A 21,308-nucleotide genomic window follows, 5' to 3' on the forward strand; every position below is an offset into this window, starting at 1 on the left:
ACAGAGTTATTCCGCGCGGAAAAGTAATTTTTACCATGCCCCACTCGCTGCCAAGAAAACTACACATCTTCTTTCAGGATGTAGAAAGAAAACTTTCGACCAAAAACCACCAATAGAAGAAACCAATCCACCAATCGCAGCCAATTGTTTTTTTAAATACCGCCTATACATCAAAAACTCTGAGCTATAAATTTCTTTGTGGTAGTTCATCCCGCAGGCTATTTTTTCCTGTCTGAGCACATTTCCGGCTAGGCAGAGGGTGGCAACTATGCGTCAAAAAATCATGCCTATGACGTTGATTTCACTTGCAGCCGCCTTAACATCATGTGGACTAATCGCACCAAAAAATTCGCTTGAACGAGTAGCAAAAGATTGGAGCATGACAGTTCGAGCAAGCCAAGTCATGCCGATTTACCCTCTGGAAGAGGACATCAGACCAGGAGACATTTATATTTCAAACAACTCCATTTCCACCGAAATGGAGACTTGGGAGAACAAGGGCTTTTTACCTCTTGTCAATCGTTTTGCTCGAATCCCAATAAGCCAAAAACAATACAACGATGTGCTCTCCAACAGCTTCACTCAAGTTGACCCGCCTTCATTTTATCGTCCCTCTAAAGCCGCGTTTCCAAGCTATACCTTTTCGGTCGATAACCGCGGTTCGTTAGGGCTTGCGATCCCACTAAATTCAGTACCTGTCGCACTCACCGCCAGCGGCGCACAAGGTGCCACTGGATCGGTAGTTCTGAAGGATGCGACCAGCCAAGGTCTGCCGGACCAGATCATGAACGAGCTCCTCTGGTCCTGGGCAAGCAAACAAAAAACATCTCTTGCTTACATGGCCTCAACTAGCTCAGAGCCTACGATACTTAGAGTTATTACACGTACTTTCAGCATTCAAGGAGCCACCGTCTCGCTCACATTTGATGAAACTTCAGGCGCCTCACTTCAAGCGGGCGCCCCAGTGAATTCTCCGGAGTTATTGAGCTCCTCAGAAGAAAACTATAAATCGCTCATAACCTACTTAAACACTCAGCTAGAGTTAAAGAAAGCAGATGCAGCTGTGGGCGACACTCCAGCCTTGCCTCCCGAACCGGAAGAAGCGAGTAGAAACCCAGAAATAGCAGCTTTGCAAGCCGATATTGCTAGAGTGAACAATCTTAGAGCGCAGCAACAACTTAACTCTCTGCGCGGTCAGATTACCAATCTGGAATCGCAGCGAAAATATGACGGATACGTTCTTCCAGGTGGCTCGTTTAAAGTAGCTGCACGCTCCGAACGAGGCATCACAATGGACGAAACCTTCGACAAACCACTAGTCCTCGGGTATTGGGCAACAGAATATCTAATACTTCCTAGTGGCGGCATCATGCCGATAGGTAAAGTTGAGGACTTAATCGAAAACCCCAGTCGCTACGAAAGCATTAGAAAACTATCTGTCGAATTAGCTGCCAAGCAGCCCAAACCAGGCATCGTCGACCCTGGCCCAAAAGGAAACCCATTCACACGATAAACAGCAGGATTACAGCCATGATTTTCGGAAGCGATGAAAATATTGTTTGCAACATCCTCAACACGGCTGACAACAACGAAGACCATGCTTTTTTCGAAGCCCTGCTCTCAGCCGGCGAAGCCAAATCGTGGCAACCCGTAATATTCTGGGGCAACTCTAACAAAACCTGCAAAATCCTCGTACTTTGCAAAACATCCAATATAGCAAAGATTGTCAAAATCCTTACTGACATATCTGACGATTGGATTGAGACGAGAAAGCAGCAGGCGCAAAATGCAGGATTTACTTTCTATACCACCCCGACTGATAATGGCTTCACCATGATTTATTACTAACTCTAAAACTGCTCCGGCACACTGCATTTAAATCCGAAATTCATTTTTTCGCCCCGCAACAAAACATCTCAAACAGCATGCATGTACCAACATAGAGAGCGGGGCTTATCAAAGCCCCTGCTTTCAGTGTTCCGAGCCAAACAACTCCTTCAATAGTGCTGCAAAATAGCTTTCAACTAATGGGTTTCCAGCTGCGTTTTTAGGTTACTTCTGACCTTACTTCAAGCAGCGACGCGTATATCACTAACAGAGCAATCAATCCAAGCTGCTCCTGCCCTAACAAGCTCTCTCGCTTTTCCTTTGCTGATACCGTAGTGCTTGCCCACACTCACCATCGGCCATTTGGCCCCATAGTACAGCCAGATAACATCACCCATTTGCTGATCGCGAACAGCAAGGCGAGCTACTGCGTTATCTATGGCAACCGTCCAGTCGTCGGTAATGCAATAGTTATTGCTCGCCGACGGCTGCGGCACCGCTTGGCGCACCTAACGCGTAGCCTCAAAGAACGCTCCGGGATCGCCTACCCGATGACGTGTCTGGCCAGATTTAATTTTAATAAAATATTCTTTGAATCTAATCTGAAAGTCATGCCCATCCATCAACAACGGACTAATTGATTGACGCCCACAAAATGCATAAATTCGATTTATTACCTCTCCAAAATAAAACACTTGTCGAGCAGGATCAAATGTAAACCCTGTATTTATTGAATCGGAAGGCGTGTCGCCAAACAAAAATATCTTCAAACCTTTTTGCGGCTTAAACTCAAACTGCAAATCCTCGCCCATTCTACCGCACTCCATGATCCAAAAGTCCAACTCCACCTCACTCAATTCGTGGTCCGTCAATTCAACAATAGCTTGATACCTTTTAGCCCAGCCGTCCAGAACCGCTGGACTTCCATCCGCATCAAAATGATTTCCAGAGTAGTGGTTACGCGGAAACAACCTTTGATACAGCTCGTACTTGCGAACAAACACTATATCTAGCTCATTAGACAAATAGTCAACCAACTCAACAAAATCTTGACGATGACTCATATATAGCTGAGCCCTAGTAAATGACTTACTATCTTCAGCAGACTGCTTCGATATATTTGCCGCCCTTCCAAGATGCGTATGCAGCAAATGCTGCCGCAATTGCGGAAAAGCCTCCCACAACATCCGCAACAGACACTTCCTTCTTCCAAGTAAGCAACGGAAGAATATTGAAATAAACTCCACCAGCCAAGAAAAGTAACGCACATCCGGCCCAAACTATACGATCCATCTTCGTTTCACCTCTCCAAAATTCGCTATTAACGATTATGCCGAAGCCACGTGCTCTCGGCGAGGATCCCCTATGTCTGCATTTCAGAAAAAGCCCGCCTTCGACTTTAAAACCCAATACGGCCTGGGCCTCAATCCGCAAGATGATGAGATCGTGGTCGACTTCTTCTGTGGTGGTGGCGGCGCCGGTACCGGGCTGGAGATGGGCCTTGGTCGGCCTGTGACCGTGGCCAAGAATCACAACCCGGCAGCGATCAGCATGCACACCACCAACCATCCGCACGCCCGGCATTACACCACTGACGTGTTTGAGGGTGATCCTGACGAAGAATGCGCTGGGCGCCGGGTAGGCTGGTTCCACATGAGCCCGGATTGCACGCACCACAGCCAGGCTGCCGGAGGCCAACCCCGCAAGCGCGAGATCCGCAACCTGTCGTGGATCGGTCTGAAGTGGGCAGGCAAGAAGATGTCACGGGTGATCAGCCTGGAGAACGTGAAGCAGATCATGAAGTGGGGTCCGTTGATCGCGAAGCGCGACAAGACCACAGGGCGCGTGATGAAGCTGGATGGTGGCATTGCTGCACTAGGTGAGCGCGTGCCAGCCCAACAGCAGTTCTTGGTGCCAGACCCGAAACGCCGAGGCATTACCTGGCGCCGATTTGTCACTCTGCTGGAGGGAATGGGCTACGTAGTCGAGTGTCGGATCATCAAGGCCTGCGACTTCGGGACACCTACCAGCCGGGAACGCCTGTTCATGATCGCTCGCTGCGATGGTCAGCCCATTGCGTGGCCAGAGCCTACCCATACAAGTAAGCCTGGCAAGGGCCAGCAAAGCACGCAGAAGGACAACCTCTCTGAGCTGCGACAGCTTCGACCTGTGTTCGATAGCGCGCCAATCGATGCGCTTACACCAGCAATGATTGCGCAGTACCGCGATGCCAGGTCGGCGAAGGTACGGGCAAATCGTGAAATTGCCACCCTCTCCCACGTATTCAATATGGCCAGGGAATGGGGGCTTACCGCAAAGGAGAACCCCTGCCAGGGTGTTCGCAAAAACAAGGAGACGCCTCGGGACTACTACGCCAATGACGCTGTATGGGATGCGGTCTACAAGAAAGCAGTACCGGAACTGAAAGACGCCATGGACTTGGCGTATCTCACGGGCCAGCGTCCAGCGGACGTACTAGTTATGAGAAGGGACGATATCGAGGGCGGTTATCTGGTTGTGCAGCAGAACAAGACACACAAGAAGCTGCGCATCATGCTCTCGGTGGACGGCGTAGATAACAGCCTTGGCAAGCTGATTAAGCAGATGGCCGCCCGGAACCAGGAACACAGCTCCAGCTACTTGATTGTCATTGAGCGAGGAAAACGCATGTCTGCGCCGATGCTGCGTAATCGCTGGGATGAAGCTCGAGCACTGGCCAGATCGACAGCCCTGGAGGAAAGCAACAGCCTCTTGTCATCTCGCATCGCACAGTTCCAGTTCCAGTTCCAGTTCCGCGATATCCGTCCGAAGGCTGCATCCGAAATCAAGGATATTGAGGACGCCAGCCTGCTGCTAGGACACACCAAGGGCGACATAACAGAACGCGTTTACAGGCGCGTCCGCGCCATCGCGAAGCCTTCAAAATAAGGAGAGTTTTGGAACACATCCATAAAAGTTATGGAACGCTTGGGTATTTTGGAAGGAAACGCAGGGACTTTTCTCGCCCCCAGAAACGCAAAAAGCCCTGAATAATCAGGGCTTTGAATATGGCGGAAGCGTAGAGATTCGAACTCTAGGATAGTTGCCCATCGACGGTTTTCAAGTCCATAATTTTTTCTTTAAAAATCAATGATATAGCAAATTTTATGTTCCGCATTTCACCTAATCTGAACGGGCCGAAACCCTTCCGTAACAAGGGTTGCATTTTCAGTTGCGGAACTGATTTTGAGTCGCTGACTACAGACTTTCTCAGTGGAGAAACGGAGCTGCGCCAGCGAGGGCGTGTAGCTGATAGGCCTGAATAGCTCCGGAGAATGACACTGCTTGTATGCGGAGATGTTCAACCTCATCTGCAGCTAGCACACCTTTCGCTGCTCCATATCGGCGCAAAGGCTCAGAGGCTTGAGCCATCAGTCGAGATGGAATATCGGCTGCCCCTGTGAGTGCAGGGAGTGTGGCGCCCCTCGACCTCACTATCAGCTGTCTTTAAGGGGTAGGCCGCTCGTACCATTGCTCAGTGCTTCCGTTATAGGCAAACTCCCAGCAATCAATTAGGCCTCCGACGTAATTTAACCCGCCTTCTTCGTCAGCCAGAATCTCTTTTCGCACCAGGCCTTTAGCAACTCTGAGATCTTCAGTCCCCCGATCATAGTAGGCTCCGGGTTTGGACTTCCGTGCCGGCGGCTCTGGAGCCTCTCGCAGAGTTTTCATCAACTGTTCTGCTTCTTCCTGAAGCGATCTACCTAACACAACAATCTCGTTTTCCTCCAGCCTGCGATATTTGAGAGTCGCGTACTTAGGAAACTCATCTGTCAGTACCACTTCCACTTGGTAAAGAGCCGGTTTCCGTGCTTCCCAGCAGTAAAGTGCAACTGCCAGTTGACATCTAATGGCATTGAAGGTGCTCTGATCCAACAAACGATGTGCAGAGACATCTTTCAGAGCACGCCGAATTACGTGTGAGATCACCTCCATTTGAAAATCTGCAGTCAAAGCTGGAAGATTTCGGGAGTCAAAAACAATGTCATCGTCCCAAAATTCAGCATGATTTACTTGGATTGCTTGATCGGAGCAGTGTTTGACGATTTTGAACTGGCCATCTACAAAGGTGTAACGGAGCTGACCGAGATGCTCCTGGATACCGTTTATCATGTGACCGAATGTCAATGCACTGCCTGAAAAAGCAATGACACATGTACTTGTAAACGATTCGAAATATCGCCTGAAGGAGCCCTCCAGATCGATACTTGGGCTCCAAACCTTCACTGGAATGCTACGGATTTTTTTGAAAATCTCGATGAGTCGATCACGTTTATCGAATCGACCGTCCTGAGACAGGAGGGTATCACCCACGAAAAAAATTCGGTCGTAAAGCTTCGTGTTCCATGAAGCGACTCCTGTGTAACCAGCAACAATCAAGGTCATGACCAGCTCCATGCCAAGGAAAATCGACTTATGTAGCCAGAGTTTCGGCCTGCCCGCTAGTCTCGCTTGTGATGGACTTGTTAGCTGATCGCAGCAAGGGCACCGCATTGGATGCCTTCGAGTACTTTGGCGAGCCACCCCTGAACATCCACGCCCTCCGTAATGACTCGAGCCCACCATCCAGAGCTAAGCCGCTTCCACAATGGTACAAACGGTAGCGCGATAACTCGTGATCTCGCGGGGAATCGTGCGTACCCAGTTCAGGTATTTCAATTCGTCAGAATTCCCACTCACACGAAGCAGCGCATCCAGCCCGAATAGACTGATTGAATCTAATGCGGTTGCAATGTCGAGTTTCGGTTCACTTGCTGTAAACCGTTCACAACCAATCCACTCTCATCGTAAAGCTCTGGCTCCGCCCCGCGAACAATGATGGAATCCTATACGCCAATCACTGAGAATGATTGGGGGTTCAACCCCCCGACTCCACAAAATAATACTTACAAATCAGTCGCTTAGCTATTTTCGCAAGTGCCTTTTTTGTGCCTGGATGGGCTGATTTGGCTGGATAATGCCAGCTTTATGACAGCCTTCCCAACCCATTCCACATCTGCGGCTGTGTCCCCTTCGCCTCAAGCGGCATTGTATTTTCCGACGATTTTCCGGTTTGAAATCGCACCACAGCGATCTGCCGGGGGTATTAAATCTGTGTCGGCTTACACACAGAGACCCACACATGCCGACACATGCCCCCAAGAAGTACCTGATCAGTCACGCCTCGCTGCAGCATTGCTTTGACAAGAGCCGCTCTGGCCTCGAAAAGCTGCGCGAAACCGATCCCAGCTTTCCTCGCCCTATTAAATTCGGTCCGAGCAAACAGGCTGGCGTTTATTTCGTCGTCGCGGAGGTGGAAGCCTGGCTGGAGAGCAAGATCAGCGAGCGTGACGGAATCATTCGGGCTTTCTCTGAGAGAGATGAGCAATGACCGGACACGAGCAGATACCGTCGTTTTTGGCAGAAATGCCCAAGGCGGCACGCGCCTCATATCTGAACCCAAGCATTGTGCCAAAGCCACTGCCGAACGGGTTGGCCAGGGTTATGCCCTGGCGTGGAGAGCTACTGCCTGCTGTTCTTCAAGAATACGTGCGGGATGTCGCTGATCGCACCCAGTGCCCGCCGGATTTTGTTGGGGTCGCGCTTGTAGTTGCTGTCAGCGCCGTGGTCGGGCGCAAATTCACCATCCACCCGAAACAGCATGATGATTGGACTGTCGTTCCCAACCAGTGGGGGGTCATCATCGGACGGCCGTCTGCGATGAAAACACCAGCGCTCAAGCAAGCGCTTCGTCCCTTGAACGCATTAGAGACAAGAGAGCGAAATCAGCACTACAGGGCGTTGGACGAATACAGGACCAACAGCGAGCTGCTCGATATCGAGCGCAAGGCTGCTAAGAGCAAGGCCACGAAACTTGTAGGCAGCGGCGACAAACTTGGAGCGCGAGAGGAACTCACCAAGGTTTCTAGTGACGTGCTGCCTCCAGTGCAGCGCCGTTACACCGTCAACGACTCAACAGTCGAGAAGCTCGGCGAGCTGCTCAACGAAAACCCGAACGGCCTGCTGCTAGTACGTGACGAGCTCGGGGGCTGGCTCGCAACAATACAGAGCGAGGACGGCTCAGTGGCACGCGCTTTCTACCTGGAGTGCTTCGATGGCAACGGCTCATTTACCTACGATCGTATTGGCCGAGGCACCCTGTTCATCGAGTCATGTTGTTTATCGCTGATAGGCGGCATCCAACCCTCACGAATCGCCTCCCTAGTGAACGCCGCGATCAGCGGCGAACTGGATGACGGTCTGATTCAGCGCCTACAACTCGCCGTCTATCCCGACGATATCCATGAATGGCGTCTGGTCGATCGCTGGCCGAACCAAGCTGCCGCTGAGCACGTGGAACAGATTATTGACCACCTCGACCAGCTCCCACCCGAGCCTCGTACTGCGCTCAGGTTCAGCCCGGAAGCACAGGAAATATTTAACGCCTGGTATACGCATCATATGCAACAAAGCCGGAGCGAAGAACTTCACCCAGCATTACAATCCCATTATCTAAAAATGCCGCAGACCATTGCGGGGTTGGCCCTACTGTTCGAACTGGTCGAAGGTGGACAGAGAGCCGTGGGCACAGAGTCCACGTCCCGCGCCATTAACTGGGCGAGCTACCTGATGAGCCATGCCTCGAGACTCTACGGCGCAGCTATCAACGCTCCACTACTCGGTGCCAGGCTGATCTTGGAGCGTCAGCAGAAATTACCCGAACCGTTTACCCCACGCGAGGTGCGTCAGAAGGACTGGATGGGATTGGGCTCACAGGACGCTGTAAACAACGCACTCGCAGTTCTGGCTGAACACGACTTAATCATTGGCTACGAGGTGGCCGGAGAAAAAGGTGGCCGCCCATCAACACGCTACATCTGGCGAAAAACGTAACCTCGACCCAACCTGTTTACCAAAATGCCGGTAGGGCAACCTACAGAACCTACGAAACCACGTTCTGTAGGTTTTGTAGGCACCCTTTTCCTGGTTGGGATAAGTAATCAGCGCCCAAATGGACGTACCTGAGCGCTTGGGGCAACTGCCGGGCTTGCGAACCGGCCGCTCTGAATCTGTCGAATCAGGCCGGAATCGGCCAATAGCTGCCTGTCGGAATCGGCTGAAATCGACCCAAAGCAGACGTTCACCAAGATTTTCTACCAGTCAAAAGCAGGCAGCCTGGCTGATGTAAATACGTCCACTGCTGGTTCAGCGCGCTCGAGTCGATGGCCAAACATGCCAGCTGCCTTCTAGAAAGCGGAATACCATTAATTGAGAAGCCGCCAAAGCCTGGCATTCACCGCTGCTTACCGTCGCCGCTCAGCCTTGCTCCGTAAAGTCTGGGTGAATGCATTGGCAATGCCCCGCAGTTCCATTAGATCCAGCAAGTCCAAGGCCTGCTCTGGATCGTTTAGTTGCTCAAGCTGATAGTTGGCTTCGTCAGCATAAAATGCCGGATTGAGGTTGCCAGCATTGATCCTTTTCCAACGAAGCTCCGAAGCAACCGGGCCATCCCCCAATGCCTCCAGCACCTTGCCACGGATAGCGTCGGCGTGGTCATTACTGCACTGGTTGCGCTCAGCTAGATCAAGGATGCGCAAGGCTTCCTTAGGATCTTTTTTTGCCACCAACTGGTAGCTGGCTTCATCGTTGTAGGCTGCCTGATTGTTGGTCGCAGACTCGATTTGCTCGTATCGTTGCCTTGAGGCGGTATCAGTCTGGCCGGATGCCTCCAGGCAATCAGTCTCGATGCTCATTACATAGTTGTTGATTGCCTCTGGGTATTGCGCTCGGTGCTCAGCCAGTCGTTGCAGAAATTGCTCGGCACCACCCCGTCCACGAGCACGCAGAGCCTTGCCTAGATTAGCCAGATTGCGTGGATTTCCTGGAGACCATTCCAGTGCCCGCTCGAAACAGTGCAGTGCCTCGCTACAAGCCGGCCCCAGTACCTTTTGCTGAAGCAGCCCCAAGAAACTCCACGCTTTGGTATCTCGTGGATATAGGCGTACCAGCAGCTGCAATACATTGATCTGAGCTTGTGACGGTGCATGGTTAACATACAGAAGAGTGTAATATTGCCAGAGTTTTTCAGCGCCCCATGCGGCTTGCCCACCTAACAGGTGTTCCACCCAGTCGCCCATTTCCTCGGTGGCTCCGGCACTTAACAGGTGATGACAGGCTTCGTTTGCCCGTTCGACATTCACATTGCTGAGTCGTCGAGTATTACCGAGTTGTTGCTGCCAGCAGCGCCCTACCTGCAGGTGCAACCTTGCCGCGTTGGTGTCCGCCGCCGGTAGATTTTGATCTTCGTCATCATCCGGCGCAGCGGTTTTCAATTGCTCGTGGCAGATCCAACTGCTGATGAAACCGTGCAAATAGAAGCGCTGGCCGCTGGCATCGACCGGCAGCAGACAACGACGCTCTAGGGCCTGCCAGGCCCCATCAACATGCAGCGCTTTTTCTAGCCAGTCAGCATGGTCATGCGGGATGCCAACCCGGTATAACGCCAGGCCCTGCAGAAGCTCGCGCTCGCCCTTGGAAAGGACTTTACCGTACAGCTCACCCAGCAAACCTTCCTCGACCTTGCATAGCAGCTTTTGTCGGAGATGCAGATATACCTGCCATGGTGATTGATTCTGGCCATGCGCAACCTCAATTAGCAGCCGGGTCGCCAGTGGATGTGCCTGCTGTCCGTGTCCACCACCCAGCCACTGGTACAGCGATTTCAAATTCTGCCCGTTATAATTCCATCCACTTTCTTGCCCGACCGGTGCACAGGCCGCAATAAACTCGCCAAGACTGGTTTTATCCAGGCCTAGCACCTCTTCAAAATGGCAGTCCTCACCAAAGCTTCCTGGCACTGGTCGCTCGCGCAGCTCGAAAATCCAGTACCATTTCGGAAAAGCTTTGCGCAATGCAGCCATTAGGGTAAACAGCTCTGGGCTTTTCCACTGCTTGCCTGCAAGCAGCAGATGGGCGCGATCAATCCAGATACATGCAGGCCTAGAATTTGGATAGCGTTGTTGCAATGTCCTTAGCTGATCGAGCAGCGATCCCTTGGGTACTTCCGGAGATTCGCTGTGGTCATTAAGCAGATTTAGCAATTGGCGAAACAGCTCGCCCGCAGTGGTTTCGGCAGCCACGGTGATATGTAACGACTCCAGACTCGCCAGTGGCTCTTGCTGCTGCAGTGTACGAATCAACTCGCTCTTTCCGTTGCCACGCATACCGTACAGAGCCAACGCTGACTTTTCCTGCAGTTTGCGGGACAGCAGCTTGAGTAACAGATCACGGCCAAATAGTCTTGTGGCGTGCCTTGGGTCTGGAGAAACAGGCTCCAAGGCCGGTAACGTTTCGGCATCAGCGACAGAAACAAAGGACCCCTGGGAGGCGGGCGACTGAATCCGCAAGCCCGACTTGAAGTGCCATTGACCTTTTTTTGCGTGCGTCGCTACCGGCGCGATAACCCAGCCATTTTGATAGGTATATAGGTGGGTGCAACAGGCCCCCGTGATCGGGTTCAACTGTGTAAAATTGATACCGAACTGATCCGGGGTATCGGCCCCGGTGGCACCGGCTGCCACTTGCACGCAATTGTCGCTTGGACGAACCCAGGCAGTATGGGTATGACCATGAAGCAGGAAGTGCAGATCCCTACTTGCGCGTTGCTCAGCCTCGTGGCGTTCAACTTCATTAAGCCAGTCAAAAGGATGATGTATAAGTCCGATTTTCACATCGGCGCCACGCAAGCCACCAGCCATATGGTTGAACTGCCATTGCCCGGCCAACCAGACGTGGCGATCATCCTCAGGGCCAGCACAACTCCAGGCAGAGTTGAAGCCGGCTACGCCCACCATCCAACCTTCCACCTCTAGCTGCTGGGCGTATAGGTGGTAGTTTTCCCAATGCAGCTCCGGCCGGTACTTCTGCACGAACTGACCGTACACTCGCAGACGTTCCATTGCCGAGCAGTGATCCTTGCTACTGCTGTCAAAGCGCCGATTGATATCGGCAACATGGTCTTTTGGCTTTTTGGCCATTTCGATCAGACGAGCCTGCTGATCGCCTAGTATTTCTCCACGGTTCACGTCATGGTTTCCGGGCACCATGAACAGCCGCTCTCTCGGCAGCTCGCAGCATTTCAGCAGCTCATCGAAGAAGCTCGCAGCCTCCTCGTACTGCTGTTCCAGCGGTGCACCGGGGGTTTCACCAAAGGCAATATCTCCAGTGCAGAACAACAAGTGTGGTCGCGGGACACTACCGTCGCTGAAACTCTCATCCAAAAAGTCAAGAAGCTCCCGGCGTATATGGCTATCACGCCAGTCTGTCTTTGGATGAAAGTGAATATCGGAAAGATGCAGCCAAACTAGTTCCTTGCCAGACACGCCGTAGTCCCCCTGAAAGTAATCAGGCGACGATAGCATATCGCCATAGGGCATACCTGGAGTACACATACACGCGCAGCGATATATTGTACTTGAGCGCCGGAGGTTGAAGGTTGGAGGTCTAGACAACCATGGCCATTATGAACCCAGACTTTTTTCTGATGGACACCACTCGCGCTGGGCGGGGCACTCTGATTGACACTCTATGTTGTCGAAGTACTTGCGCAGCAGCCCTCGGCCTTGGTCATAACTCGGGCCAGCATGGGCAGCGCATCGCTCTGCTGACCTGTCAATGCGCAACCTTGGAGCGATAGCAATTGATGAAGCCTATTATGACTCCAGGTATGGCTATCTGGCCGATAGCAGCCCTTCACGAGTGGCTGCTTGTGGCCGTTTGCTGCCCTCCACGAACGGCTGTTATGGGTTGAAAGCGGACAATCACTTGCACACTGTCGGCTGGGGGCTGGGGTTGGTGGCCATAGTGTACCGCAAGCCTCCAGTGCCAAAGGTCAAAGCTACGCTGTACGCTCCACCACACCGAACACTCACCGGAGATTCTACATGGACGAGAAGGCCACCATCATTGCAGACACCCTGGAACTACTGATGATGAATCAGACAGCTTTGAGGGCAGCTTTAGAGGAAGTGTCGCTGTGGGTAAGCCAGCGAGGCTCGACACAAATCCACGACAATGTTCTTAGCATGCTCGATGCGCACGCTGAAGGAATATCCTCTGGAATAGAGCGCCTACGCTCGTAACTCACGAAAGCCTGCCTCTAGAACGTACAGGCTGTCCGTTGTGGTCGTGCGCGGGCATCCGGTTCGATGCAAATGCCTTTAGTCAGCCGGCAATCACCGAAGCGTTAACAATCGCACCCCGAACCCTCGTGATTTCATCGACGATGACTTGGCTCAACGAATGAGGAGTGTGATCAAAATCAATGATCAATCGTCGAGCTGCCACCGCGTCAAGGTCACTATCCGGCACAATACGTTGCAGCGCTGCCGCAGCAATTCGAGACAAACCAAGCTCCAAAAATGCCCGACCAGTGTTGGTACTTACACCGAGTTCAAGCGCCAGAGAGAAATCAAAAATCTCCGGCACCCTATAACCCAAGCCATTTTCCACCATCACGTGTGTGAGAATATCAACGTAGGCCTTCCCCATTTGCACCAGCTGGAAACGTATCACGTCCTCAATGGTGTCGAAGGTGTCTTTGATAACCTTGCTGGGGTTCAGATCTGCAACTCTCTTGGCCTTGTAACCTGGCACCGTACGAACATACATGCTTTCGAAATTACGCTTTTTCTGGATCTCGTCCTTTTTTGCTTTGATTTCGTATTTGAGTATGACTGGATATGGTCTCCCTTCCATCCACCTTACGGCAATTCGCCCGACGTAAGCCCCGTAATCACCACCAAAACCTTTTATGTACTTGAATAGGACGTTGAAGATGTCACGGTAGTGGGCAATTGATTGTTTATCAAGATCCGCAGGATTTTTCGGAATCAACGCGTCCAGCTTTCCAGATTCCAAGCTCAGCACCAAAAAAGACATCAACTCATCAAGCGCAAATAAGTCTAGTGTCCAGTTAGCGCTCAGGATGGTCGCAGGCAGGCTCAAACCGTCTGAAGCCTCTTGCGAAGCATTGCAGAGCAATCGCGAGTCAAGGAAATCGAGCTCTGGGGCTACACGCGTTATAAAGCTCTGGACATCTCCTTGTCGAGCCTTACTGATTAGCATTCCTGCGGAGGCGACTGCATTTTTATGCACGTTGTCACGGAACTTTCCTGGCGGGGCATCACCACCCAGCACAGTGAGTATTTCCCGAGTATTATGGATAATGGACTCACTAAAGGCTGATTTAATAGTAAATTTAGTAAATTTATCCATAGGCTGGTCACTCCATGAGTCGTAACCAACCAAGAACACATTACCTACAATATCTTTAGCCATTCGACCGGCTCGTCCTGCGAAGTTCCACAGAAGTGCCGGATCAAGAATATTTTTATCGCCCTTGCCACGGGCTGGCGTATCAAGAAAGACGTTGCGCGCGGGCAAATTAATACCCTGAAATAACGTAGTGGTACAAACCAAAAATCTAATGGAGCCTTTCCTAAAAGCGGTCTCGATAGCATCTCGTAGCAGGGCAGGCATCTGCCCGTAATGGAAGGCGACGCCCTTTTCCACCATTGCAATAAGATGATACTCGGGATGAATATGCTCTTTTATGAACGTAACCAGGTCATCATTTTTGCCCATAGCGTCGGGATCAGTGACACCAAGCGCAATTGAGCCCGCAAGCTTCGCAGCCTCAGTGGGGGTCTTCGCATACACTAAAGACCCACCGCTACTACCAAGTTCGAGGGCGACAGCCGCCAGAAGGGTTTCTGGGGACGACAGCCCCCTATCGCACATCATTGAGCCGACGAAAGTTGCCTGATGAGATGAAAGTAACTTAAAGTCAAGTTGATTACGACCAGTACTCTTAGTCACTACGATTCGGTTTTGAAGAACTGGCGATACGGTTGTAGAAACCTCAGCAATTTGTGGCAGCCCAATGCTCTCGATAGCCTCTTTGAACCCCTCAGCGCCTGGCGCCAGCATCACAACGTGTGTTCGTGGGTATCGTCCAAAACATTGCTCAATACAGTCTTGCAGGATCATCCCACGAGCACCATCAGAAAGATTTTGTGCCTCGTCGACAATTACCAGATCGATTTTTACAGATGTAGTAGATAGTAAGACCTGGAATCGCTCTTGAGTTAGAACAAAAATTTGTCTTGGTACGGCCTCAAAAGTAGGAATATCCGTCACCCGGATCTCCGCCTCACTCGCAAGCCTACCTTTGATTTTCATATGCACTTCGGCGAGCAATGCACGCGTGGGAGCTATATAGACGAACGTAAAGCTTCCAGAGGAAACCGCACGGCGGCAGAGATGTTCAATTACTAAAAAGGACTTACCAGCGGAGGTTGGAGCAGATATAGCGAGAGATGCCCCACTTTCCAAGGAATCCCAGACTCCCTTCTGGTAGTCAGTAAGAGCGATCATCTCCCCATGGACTTGAATTGTATTGAGGTGCTCTACAACTCGGCGCTGGATCATGCTAGCCAAGCTAGTCAGCTTAGTTTTGAAGTTCAGCTCACTGTATTTAAGCCCTGGAAAATTTCCAAGCTCAGCCAGTACCGCAGAGCATCGTTCCAGTATGCCTGGCTCCCGACTTACCAACATTGCATTGAACGCAATGTTCTGAGCCATGCCCACATGCGATTCAACATTTGACTGCGCGAACACCGAGGCACAGTAAAGCAGTTTCTTGAGCGCCTCAAGATCTGGATCTTCTTTTGATCTCACTATATTGGTCGGCAGAGTGTTTGCGGCGCCAGCAGATTGGAGATGATCGAGAGATGTTCTGAACTCCGCGTTCCCGATAATACGTGCCGACAATTCAGACGCAAAGCTACTCATCGACACCTCCAGCATCGAGCGTGGACTGCGTTAATACGGTATCTGATGGAGCAGGCACAATACCTAGTGATTCATAGAACTGCTCCCTCAACTCGTCGACATCTGGCACCGCCACTAGGTAAATCATGCATTTATTCGGATCGACGCTGTACTTCGCCAGTTGATTACTCACATTCTGATGGTGGCGCTCATGATCCTTCACATAAAGCCTACCAAAATGGAGTTCATGCTTTTCTAAATCATCGTCATCAACCGGGAGTTTGTTACCGAAATGCTTTGTTTCTGAATAACAAACCACTGCCACCGACCTTTCTCTCTTCGGAGCATTTGGCTTTTTGAAAACGTCGAGATACTCCATGATCCTTTCTTTCTCATCCGATGCAAGGGCATCGAGATTTCCGAGATCCCGCACCAACCCATACTCTTGCAGGTACTGTTTTTTATCGCTTCCAAAGCCAGCGACTGACTCCGCGTAATCGGCAGTCCCGCTTGCCGCGCTACCAGCCAATTTCGATTCGAGAAAAAATACATTCAGTACACCATTCGTGACCGAGGCATGAATACCATCAAGGCCATGAACGGGCATATTGGTTGAGGTTTTCAAGGACATCTTTGCCACCAACTGAGCCGCACCCAAATGATGCACAGCCACGCAATAGGCGAGTACTTCACCGACCTCACTTGCCCTGGAAGGAAACTCCTTCCGAAATTCTATGAACGCGCTCCTGACAGCTTTCTGAATCTGGGTGGTGATTGATAAATCACCATTTTTTCCAGCAGTGAGCTGTGCAAGGTACATTTCACGCCGCCTACGGCTCAGCGCATAGTTCACCGCTTGACTGCTAAGGAAGTCAGCTAAAGAATTCGTATTGGGAATGTCTTCCTGAAACCGCACATGCAGTAAGCCTAGTTTCGGGGCTGCCCCCGAAGCCGGGACAGAAACGTCCATAGCGCATTTGACAAAATCGTCTAGCGGTGACTGATTCAACAGCTTGTCTATGACGTCACTGAGTGATGGCAAAGTTAAAGATGAGGACACTTATCCATTCCCTGGGTGGAGCGCAACAAGGCCTCACTGGCGTTAGGCACGTGCAAGCGCTAGCTCTCTGCAATGAGCCGATGATGACGCGAATGGACTCAGATTGCCATCACCCCACATCTGAAAGCGCCAGGGCCTCCGGGGTGGCCATTGACATCGTTCATGCAGAAACGGCGAGGCAAGAGCACTCCCCATCAAAAGTGCTATCCGAGCTTTATACGTAAAAGCAGGAGCACCAAAGCCTTGTGGGCTTTGCCACCAAAAGCCTATGTGTCTAGAAAATGACCACCGACTGCATGTGAATCGCCCCTAGTTTCGTAGGCAATTTTAGGCGTCCGCTTTTGGCCGCAAGCAGCCACCTTCGGCGGCCATTCTTGACCGGCTCGGTCTACCGATCACTATCTGACTATTATGAACGCACTTCACCGTCGTCATTCGTTGCCCATTCACCGTACTGGCCCTGCGCTCAGGAAGACGCACCGTCATCTGCCGTCCGTTTCTCGTCGCAGCCGGAGCCTTGCACTTACACCTTTGATGCCGGATCGTCATCTCACGCTGGTTTGTCGCTACCACTGGGGCTCCCCCGCGAACAGATTACTCCCTCAGGAGCGGCATCATACTGACATCACCCCTTCACAACGCTAATTACCTGGAAAAAGCCCGTGAAGACGCTGAAGCCCAGTATTCATGTGGCTTGCACCCACAACACCCCTTCACGACACCTCTTAACGACACCCCTTCACAACGCCAATTGCCCGGCTATAGTCCGTGAAAACGCTGAAGCCCAGTATTCATGCGGCTTGCGGCCACAACACCCCTTCACGACACCTCTTGACGACACCCCTTCACAACGCCAACTACCTGGAAAAAGCCCGTGAAATCTCTGAAGCCCAGTATTCATGCGGCTTGCGGCCACAACACCCCTTCACGACACCCCTTCCAGCAAATCGGTAAGTTTCTCTATGGGAAGTGAAGCGTCAGACTCCCATAAGCAATAGATGGGGGGTGAGCCCTATTTTTTACGATGTGTCGCGAAGCGGATGTCAGGGCCACCCAGATGCATCAGATCAGCCACTTGGGTTTTCCGAGGTCGAGGGGAGACTAGGCTCACCTACATTGAGGAGTGCCACCATGACCCTATTCGCCACTATGGCCAACTTGATGGCCTCAATCGTCCAGCCGACAAAACCGCTGTACACCACAGCGTGTATATCCCATCCAAGGGAAAGCAGTCGTGCTGCATGACGGTCTCAATATCCGCAGTGAGCGTACGTGGTACCAGTATCCCGAGTCGCTGACCGGCGAAGGAGAGAAGTCGACCTAACCGTTCGATCTTCACATCGACGATAACGCGGCCTGGGTCGAGCCCGTCATGCAGACTCAGGCTGACAATTGCAGCCTGCAGAGCAGCTTCATGAAGCTGATGGAATACGGTTGGGTAAACACGGCCAACGGGCTGCCGATGATGGATGGCTGCCTCGATGTCATGGGCAATGCTTAGGGCATGGACTCGATGAGCGAGAGTCTGTAGTTCGATCACGGTGGCGCGTTCGCAGACTGAATCAGCGCCCGCCAGTTGCCGGCGCTAGAACGTTAAACCAGCATGAAAAATTGCTGTGCGTTTCTGTACAGTGAACGAGTCTCTTAGACTCTGATGCACATCAGCACGGGAGAAGAACATGGAGCGGTTTGAGCTACTAATCTATTCAGTGTTCGGCGTGATCTGCGCCTTGGGGGTAACAGCCGCGATTGGTTACAGGATCGCCGCTTACCTGGACAAGCAGCACGACAACAGCAAACACAGCGAAACACGCCCGAACTCGACTGCCGATTAATTGAATCAAGTGCGCCATCAGGTCATTCAAGCATGCGCCCAGGTCAAGGAGGATGACATCGTGAGCAAAGTAGAATGCCAGTGCTGCAAGAGGATGATGGTTCCGAAGGTGATCACCAGCGCTCCGCTTTACGTGAGCGGAGTTCCCCTAGGGGGTGGTGATCCTGAGTCGTCTGTATGCCCCTTCTGTCTGTCGCCAAAGTGGATGCTTACCGAGCGCCAGGCTTTGGCCGCGGGAAGGGCCAACGTAGAGTTCTACGGCATCATGGTTCTCGCCCTAGTAAACATCGTTGCCTTCGTCCGTTTCGGCGAACTGGCGGGCGGTATAGCGCTTGCGGTGTCAGTCGCAACCGTTTTCATGCGCCCCAGGATGATTCGAGCCTTGCGCCGTCGCCTGGGCCGTTAAACGAGCCAGTCTCCACAGGCGACCGGAATGCTACCTAAGCTGAGAATACAGCCGGGGTAGAATTCGCACGAATGTCGCTACTGCCCGACAGCATGTAAAACTGCGTCGTTACTGGGTCATTTGATCACGGATTATAAGTACTATGGTGTTACTGGCCCCTGTATGGCGAGCGGTAGCCCGAATCCCCATGCCTGCACCGAGCAGTTCACCAACGCGCTGACGCAGCCCCCCCCTTCCAGGCTGCCCTTTTAAGCACCGAAGGTTTGCCCCTCCAAGGGTGAAGGTTTCAGGTTCAGTTCCTGTCTGAGACGCCATATTTTAAAAGGCCTGCAGCCATTACTAACAATTCACGCTGCCTTCCATGGATGTCAGGTGGGTGCAAAAAATGATTGCAGGTTCATAGGCCTCACGCGCGAAGAAGCGGTGGGTTATTTTATGCGCTCAATTTTGCTGGCACGGCAGGGGAAGCAATATGAACAAGCTAGGGAGAAACGACGAATGCTGGTGTGGCTCGGGCAAAAAATTTAAGAAATGTCACCTTGGTCGCGAGTCGGCTCAGCCACATAAACCTTGGAATCTTAGCGTTGCCCATAGGAAACACTTCTCGAAGAAGCTGTGTTCAGCCCCCGACCCCTTCCATTCGCAATGCTCGGGGTCAATCATTGCTGCGCATACTGTGCCCCGCTCGGGAAGCTTGAACCAGATCGCAGATGATGGACACGTTATGTCTTTCATGCCGTCTCTAGAGGGGCTGATCAAGCACAATGGTGTTTTAAAACCTGAAAGGGTGGGTGTGCGACGAGCTTCTACATTCAGCGGTTTCTGCTCCACGCATGATGATGGGCTTTTTGCGCCAATTGAGAAGGATGCATTCGTAGGGAGCCAGGAGCAGTGCTTCCTCCTGGCGTACCGTGCTTATGCACGAGAGATTTACACTAAACGTGCGGCGTCGGAGCAGGCCAAGCTTTATAAGGACCTAGATAGGGGGCGTTCGCCAGATCGACAGATTGAAATCCAGGCGTTCGCCCACCTCCACGGCGCAGGAATTGATGCTGCGTTGCGTGACATAAAGATTCATAAAGCGCGCTTTGACAGATGTTTGACGAGTGGAGACTACTCATCGGTGCGCTCCTACATCATCGAGCTAGAAGGTGCACCACCAGTAATGTGTAGTGGTACCTATGCGCCTAATGTCGATTTTTGGGGGAGGCAGCTGCAGGATATGGCTGATCTAGCGCTGGTCCCAGAACTAATGAGCGTGACCTCTTTCTTTGGCGGAGAAAAGGGGCAGATAGTTTTTTCATGGATGGCTGAGGACGACAGGTGTTGCACGGCTCTGATCAAAAGCTTGGAGCAAATCAATGACGATGATCTGTCCTCCACGCTTGTAGCGTATTTCTTTGACCATTTTGAAAATGTTTTTGCCTCTCCGTCTTGGTGGGATGGATTAGGGCAGTCGAATCAAGATGCCTTGATCCAACGAATGATCGGTGAAATAGGTGTCGCATTCGGGCTCGTGCCACCTAGCAAGTCGCCTTTCAAAATAGCACCGTGGGTCATATCCAGGCGCTATCGAGTCGGCTTCTAGGGGTTGGAATCTCGGATGCGCAGTACTGTGGTAGACGAGCAATTGGCGTGTCTCGCGGTGGCTCGAATACCCAGGCCCGCAGCCAGGAGCTCTTTTATGCGATTGTGTAGATTCTCGTCGATTGGGCGGCCCTGAAATTTGCCGGCCAGTTTTGCCTTCTGGATACCCTGGGCCTGGCGCTCGCGGCGCTGCTCGTAGTCCTTCCGGGCGATCGCCGCCATCATCTCTACTAGCATCGAGTTGATGGCGGCCAGCATCCGGTGAGTGAACTCGTCGCCCTGCGTATCGCGCATACCTTGATGACTGGTGGGCAGATCCAGGGCGACGATGCGCAAGCCCTTGGCGTCGATCGCCCCCCTGAGCTTGGCCCAGTCATCGGCGGGGAGCCGGGATAGGCGGTCGATGGATTCGACCAGCAGCACGTCACCCGTGCGAGCATCCTTGAGCAGGCGGAGTAATTCAGGCCGATCCGCGGCTGCACCGCTGGCGTTCTCCAGGTACTCGCAGGCGATCACCTTGTTGTGATCGCTGGCGAACTTCTCCAGGGAGACCCGAGCGCGGCCAGCGTCTTGCTTGTCGGTAGATGCACGGAGATAAGCACGGATGAACATAGTACAACCTGTATCAGTTAGGGTGTTGCCCTAAAGCTGTTGCACTTTAGGTGTTACTTTTCAATATAAAAGGCTGACAAAGCCGAAAGTTTCCCGTATCAGCCTAGGCATACTCAAAAAATAGCCGTAGG

At 52.0% G+C, this 21,308-nt stretch carries 17 protein-coding genes and 2 pseudogenes; 10 read left to right on the plus strand and 9 right to left on the minus strand.

From position 1 onward, the window contains the following. The first annotated feature begins 268 nt into the window (after nucleotides 1-268). Both AB7M23_RS20540 and AB7M23_RS20545 read left to right on the plus strand, forming a co-directional pair. On the plus strand, nucleotides 269-1,513 hold the full coding sequence (locus AB7M23_RS20540) for a hypothetical protein (protein WP_454241866.1): 1,245 nt from the start codon (nucleotides 269-271) through the stop codon (nucleotides 1,511-1,513). Between the two features lie 17 nt (nucleotides 1,514-1,530). After that, nucleotides 1,531-1,848 (plus strand): hypothetical protein, encoded by a 318-nt coding sequence (locus AB7M23_RS20545; RefSeq protein WP_454241867.1) that lies wholly within the window; start codon nucleotides 1,531-1,533, stop codon nucleotides 1,846-1,848. Between the two features lie 221 nt (nucleotides 1,849-2,069). Here AB7M23_RS20545 and AB7M23_RS20550 read toward each other — a convergent pair whose 3' ends face one another. The 3 genes from AB7M23_RS20550 to AB7M23_RS20560 are packed head-to-tail and all read right to left on the minus strand — an operon-like array spanning nucleotide 2,070 to nucleotide 3,120. After that, nucleotides 2,070-2,336, minus strand: a complete 267-nt coding sequence (locus tag AB7M23_RS20550) for an antiterminator Q family protein (RefSeq protein WP_454241868.1) — start codon at nucleotides 2,334-2,336, stop codon at nucleotides 2,070-2,072. Beyond that, nucleotides 2,337-2,891 carry a hypothetical protein gene (locus tag AB7M23_RS20555; RefSeq protein ID WP_454241869.1) on the minus strand — a complete coding sequence of 185 codons (555 nt, stop codon included), beginning with the start codon at nucleotides 2,889-2,891 and terminating at the stop codon, nucleotides 2,337-2,339. Nucleotides 2,892-2,925: 34 nt separating this feature from the next. Further along, nucleotides 2,926-3,120: a hypothetical protein gene (locus AB7M23_RS20560; protein ID WP_454241870.1), complete on the minus strand. Its 195-nt coding sequence runs from the start codon at nucleotides 3,118-3,120 to the stop codon at nucleotides 2,926-2,928. A 72-nt stretch (nucleotides 3,121-3,192) separates the two neighbouring features. On the opposite strand from AB7M23_RS20560, the gene AB7M23_RS20565 reads away from it, so the two are divergent. Continuing rightward, nucleotides 3,193-4,755 carry a DNA cytosine methyltransferase gene (locus AB7M23_RS20565; RefSeq protein WP_454241871.1) on the plus strand — a complete coding sequence of 521 codons (1,563 nt, stop codon included), beginning with the start codon at nucleotides 3,193-3,195 and terminating at the stop codon, nucleotides 4,753-4,755. Nucleotides 4,756-5,313: 558 nt separating this feature from the next. Here AB7M23_RS20565 and AB7M23_RS20570 read toward each other — a convergent pair. Beyond that, complete coding sequence (locus AB7M23_RS20570) at nucleotides 5,314-6,252, minus strand: hypothetical protein (RefSeq protein WP_454241872.1); 939 nt, start codon at nucleotides 6,250-6,252, stop codon at nucleotides 5,314-5,316. A 736-nt stretch (nucleotides 6,253-6,988) separates the two neighbouring features. Between AB7M23_RS20570 and AB7M23_RS20575 the strand changes: the two genes are divergently transcribed. Next, nucleotides 6,989-7,237 (plus strand): helix-turn-helix transcriptional regulator, encoded by a 249-nt coding sequence (locus AB7M23_RS20575; RefSeq protein ID WP_454241873.1) that lies wholly within the window; start codon nucleotides 6,989-6,991, stop codon nucleotides 7,235-7,237. Continuing rightward, nucleotides 7,234-8,739, plus strand: coding sequence for a YfjI family protein (locus tag AB7M23_RS20580; RefSeq protein WP_454241874.1), 1,506 nt, complete (start codon nucleotides 7,234-7,236; stop codon nucleotides 8,737-8,739). Before AB7M23_RS20575 ends, AB7M23_RS20580 begins: the two co-directional genes overlap by 4 nt. Nucleotides 8,740-9,149: 410 nt before the next feature. Here AB7M23_RS20580 and AB7M23_RS20585 read toward each other — a convergent pair whose 3' ends face one another. Then, on the minus strand, nucleotides 9,150-12,296 hold the full coding sequence (locus AB7M23_RS20585) for an AAA family ATPase (RefSeq protein WP_454241875.1): 3,147 nt from the start codon (nucleotides 12,294-12,296) through the stop codon (nucleotides 9,150-9,152). Between the two features lie 492 nt (nucleotides 12,297-12,788). Between AB7M23_RS20585 and AB7M23_RS20590 the strand changes: the two genes are divergently transcribed. Beyond that, complete coding sequence (locus AB7M23_RS20590; RefSeq protein ID WP_454241876.1) at nucleotides 12,789-12,986, plus strand: hypothetical protein; 198 nt, start codon at nucleotides 12,789-12,791, stop codon at nucleotides 12,984-12,986. An 82-nt stretch (nucleotides 12,987-13,068) separates the two neighbouring features. Here the strand turns inward: AB7M23_RS20590 and AB7M23_RS20595 are convergent, their stop codons facing one another. Further along, nucleotides 13,069-15,699, minus strand: coding sequence for a DEAD/DEAH box helicase (locus tag AB7M23_RS20595; protein ID WP_454241877.1), 2,631 nt, complete (start codon nucleotides 15,697-15,699; stop codon nucleotides 13,069-13,071). Next, on the minus strand, nucleotides 15,692-16,738 hold the full coding sequence (locus AB7M23_RS20600) for a HamA C-terminal domain-containing protein (protein WP_454241878.1): 1,047 nt from the start codon (nucleotides 16,736-16,738) through the stop codon (nucleotides 15,692-15,694). Before AB7M23_RS20600 ends, AB7M23_RS20595 begins: the two co-directional genes overlap by 8 nt. A gap of 1,372 nt (nucleotides 16,739-18,110) precedes the next feature. On the opposite strand from AB7M23_RS20600, the gene AB7M23_RS20605 reads away from it, so the two are divergent. Both AB7M23_RS20605 and AB7M23_RS20610 read left to right on the plus strand, forming a co-directional pair. Beyond that, complete coding sequence (locus AB7M23_RS20605; protein ID WP_454241879.1) at nucleotides 18,111-18,239, plus strand: hypothetical protein; 129 nt, start codon at nucleotides 18,111-18,113, stop codon at nucleotides 18,237-18,239. 178 nt (nucleotides 18,240-18,417) lie between these two features. After that, nucleotides 18,418-18,573, plus strand: coding sequence for a hypothetical protein (locus AB7M23_RS20610; RefSeq protein ID WP_454241880.1), 156 nt, complete (start codon nucleotides 18,418-18,420; stop codon nucleotides 18,571-18,573). Between the two features lie 513 nt (nucleotides 18,574-19,086). Here AB7M23_RS20610 and AB7M23_RS20615 read toward each other — a convergent pair. Continuing rightward, nucleotides 19,087-19,203, minus strand: a pseudogene (locus tag AB7M23_RS20615) (recombinase family protein); the annotation flags it as partial. Between the two features lie 247 nt (nucleotides 19,204-19,450). Between AB7M23_RS20615 and AB7M23_RS20620 the strand changes: the two are divergent. Beyond that, nucleotides 19,451-19,519 (plus strand): annotated as a pseudogene (locus tag AB7M23_RS20620) (SEC-C metal-binding domain-containing protein); the annotation flags it as partial. 183 nt (nucleotides 19,520-19,702) lie between these two features. After that, a complete protein-coding gene (locus AB7M23_RS20625) occupies nucleotides 19,703-20,566 on the plus strand; it encodes a hypothetical protein (protein ID WP_454242216.1) in 864 nt (287 codons plus the stop codon). Here AB7M23_RS20625 and AB7M23_RS20630 read toward each other — a convergent pair. Next, entirely contained in the window at nucleotides 20,563-21,177 is a 615-nt protein-coding gene (locus AB7M23_RS20630) for a recombinase family protein (RefSeq protein ID WP_454241881.1), read from the minus strand. The genes AB7M23_RS20625 and AB7M23_RS20630 overlap by 4 nt on opposite strands. Between the last annotated feature and the right edge of the window lie 131 nt (nucleotides 21,178-21,308).

The organism is Pseudomonas sp. HLS-6 TE3448 (genome assembly GCF_053629555.1).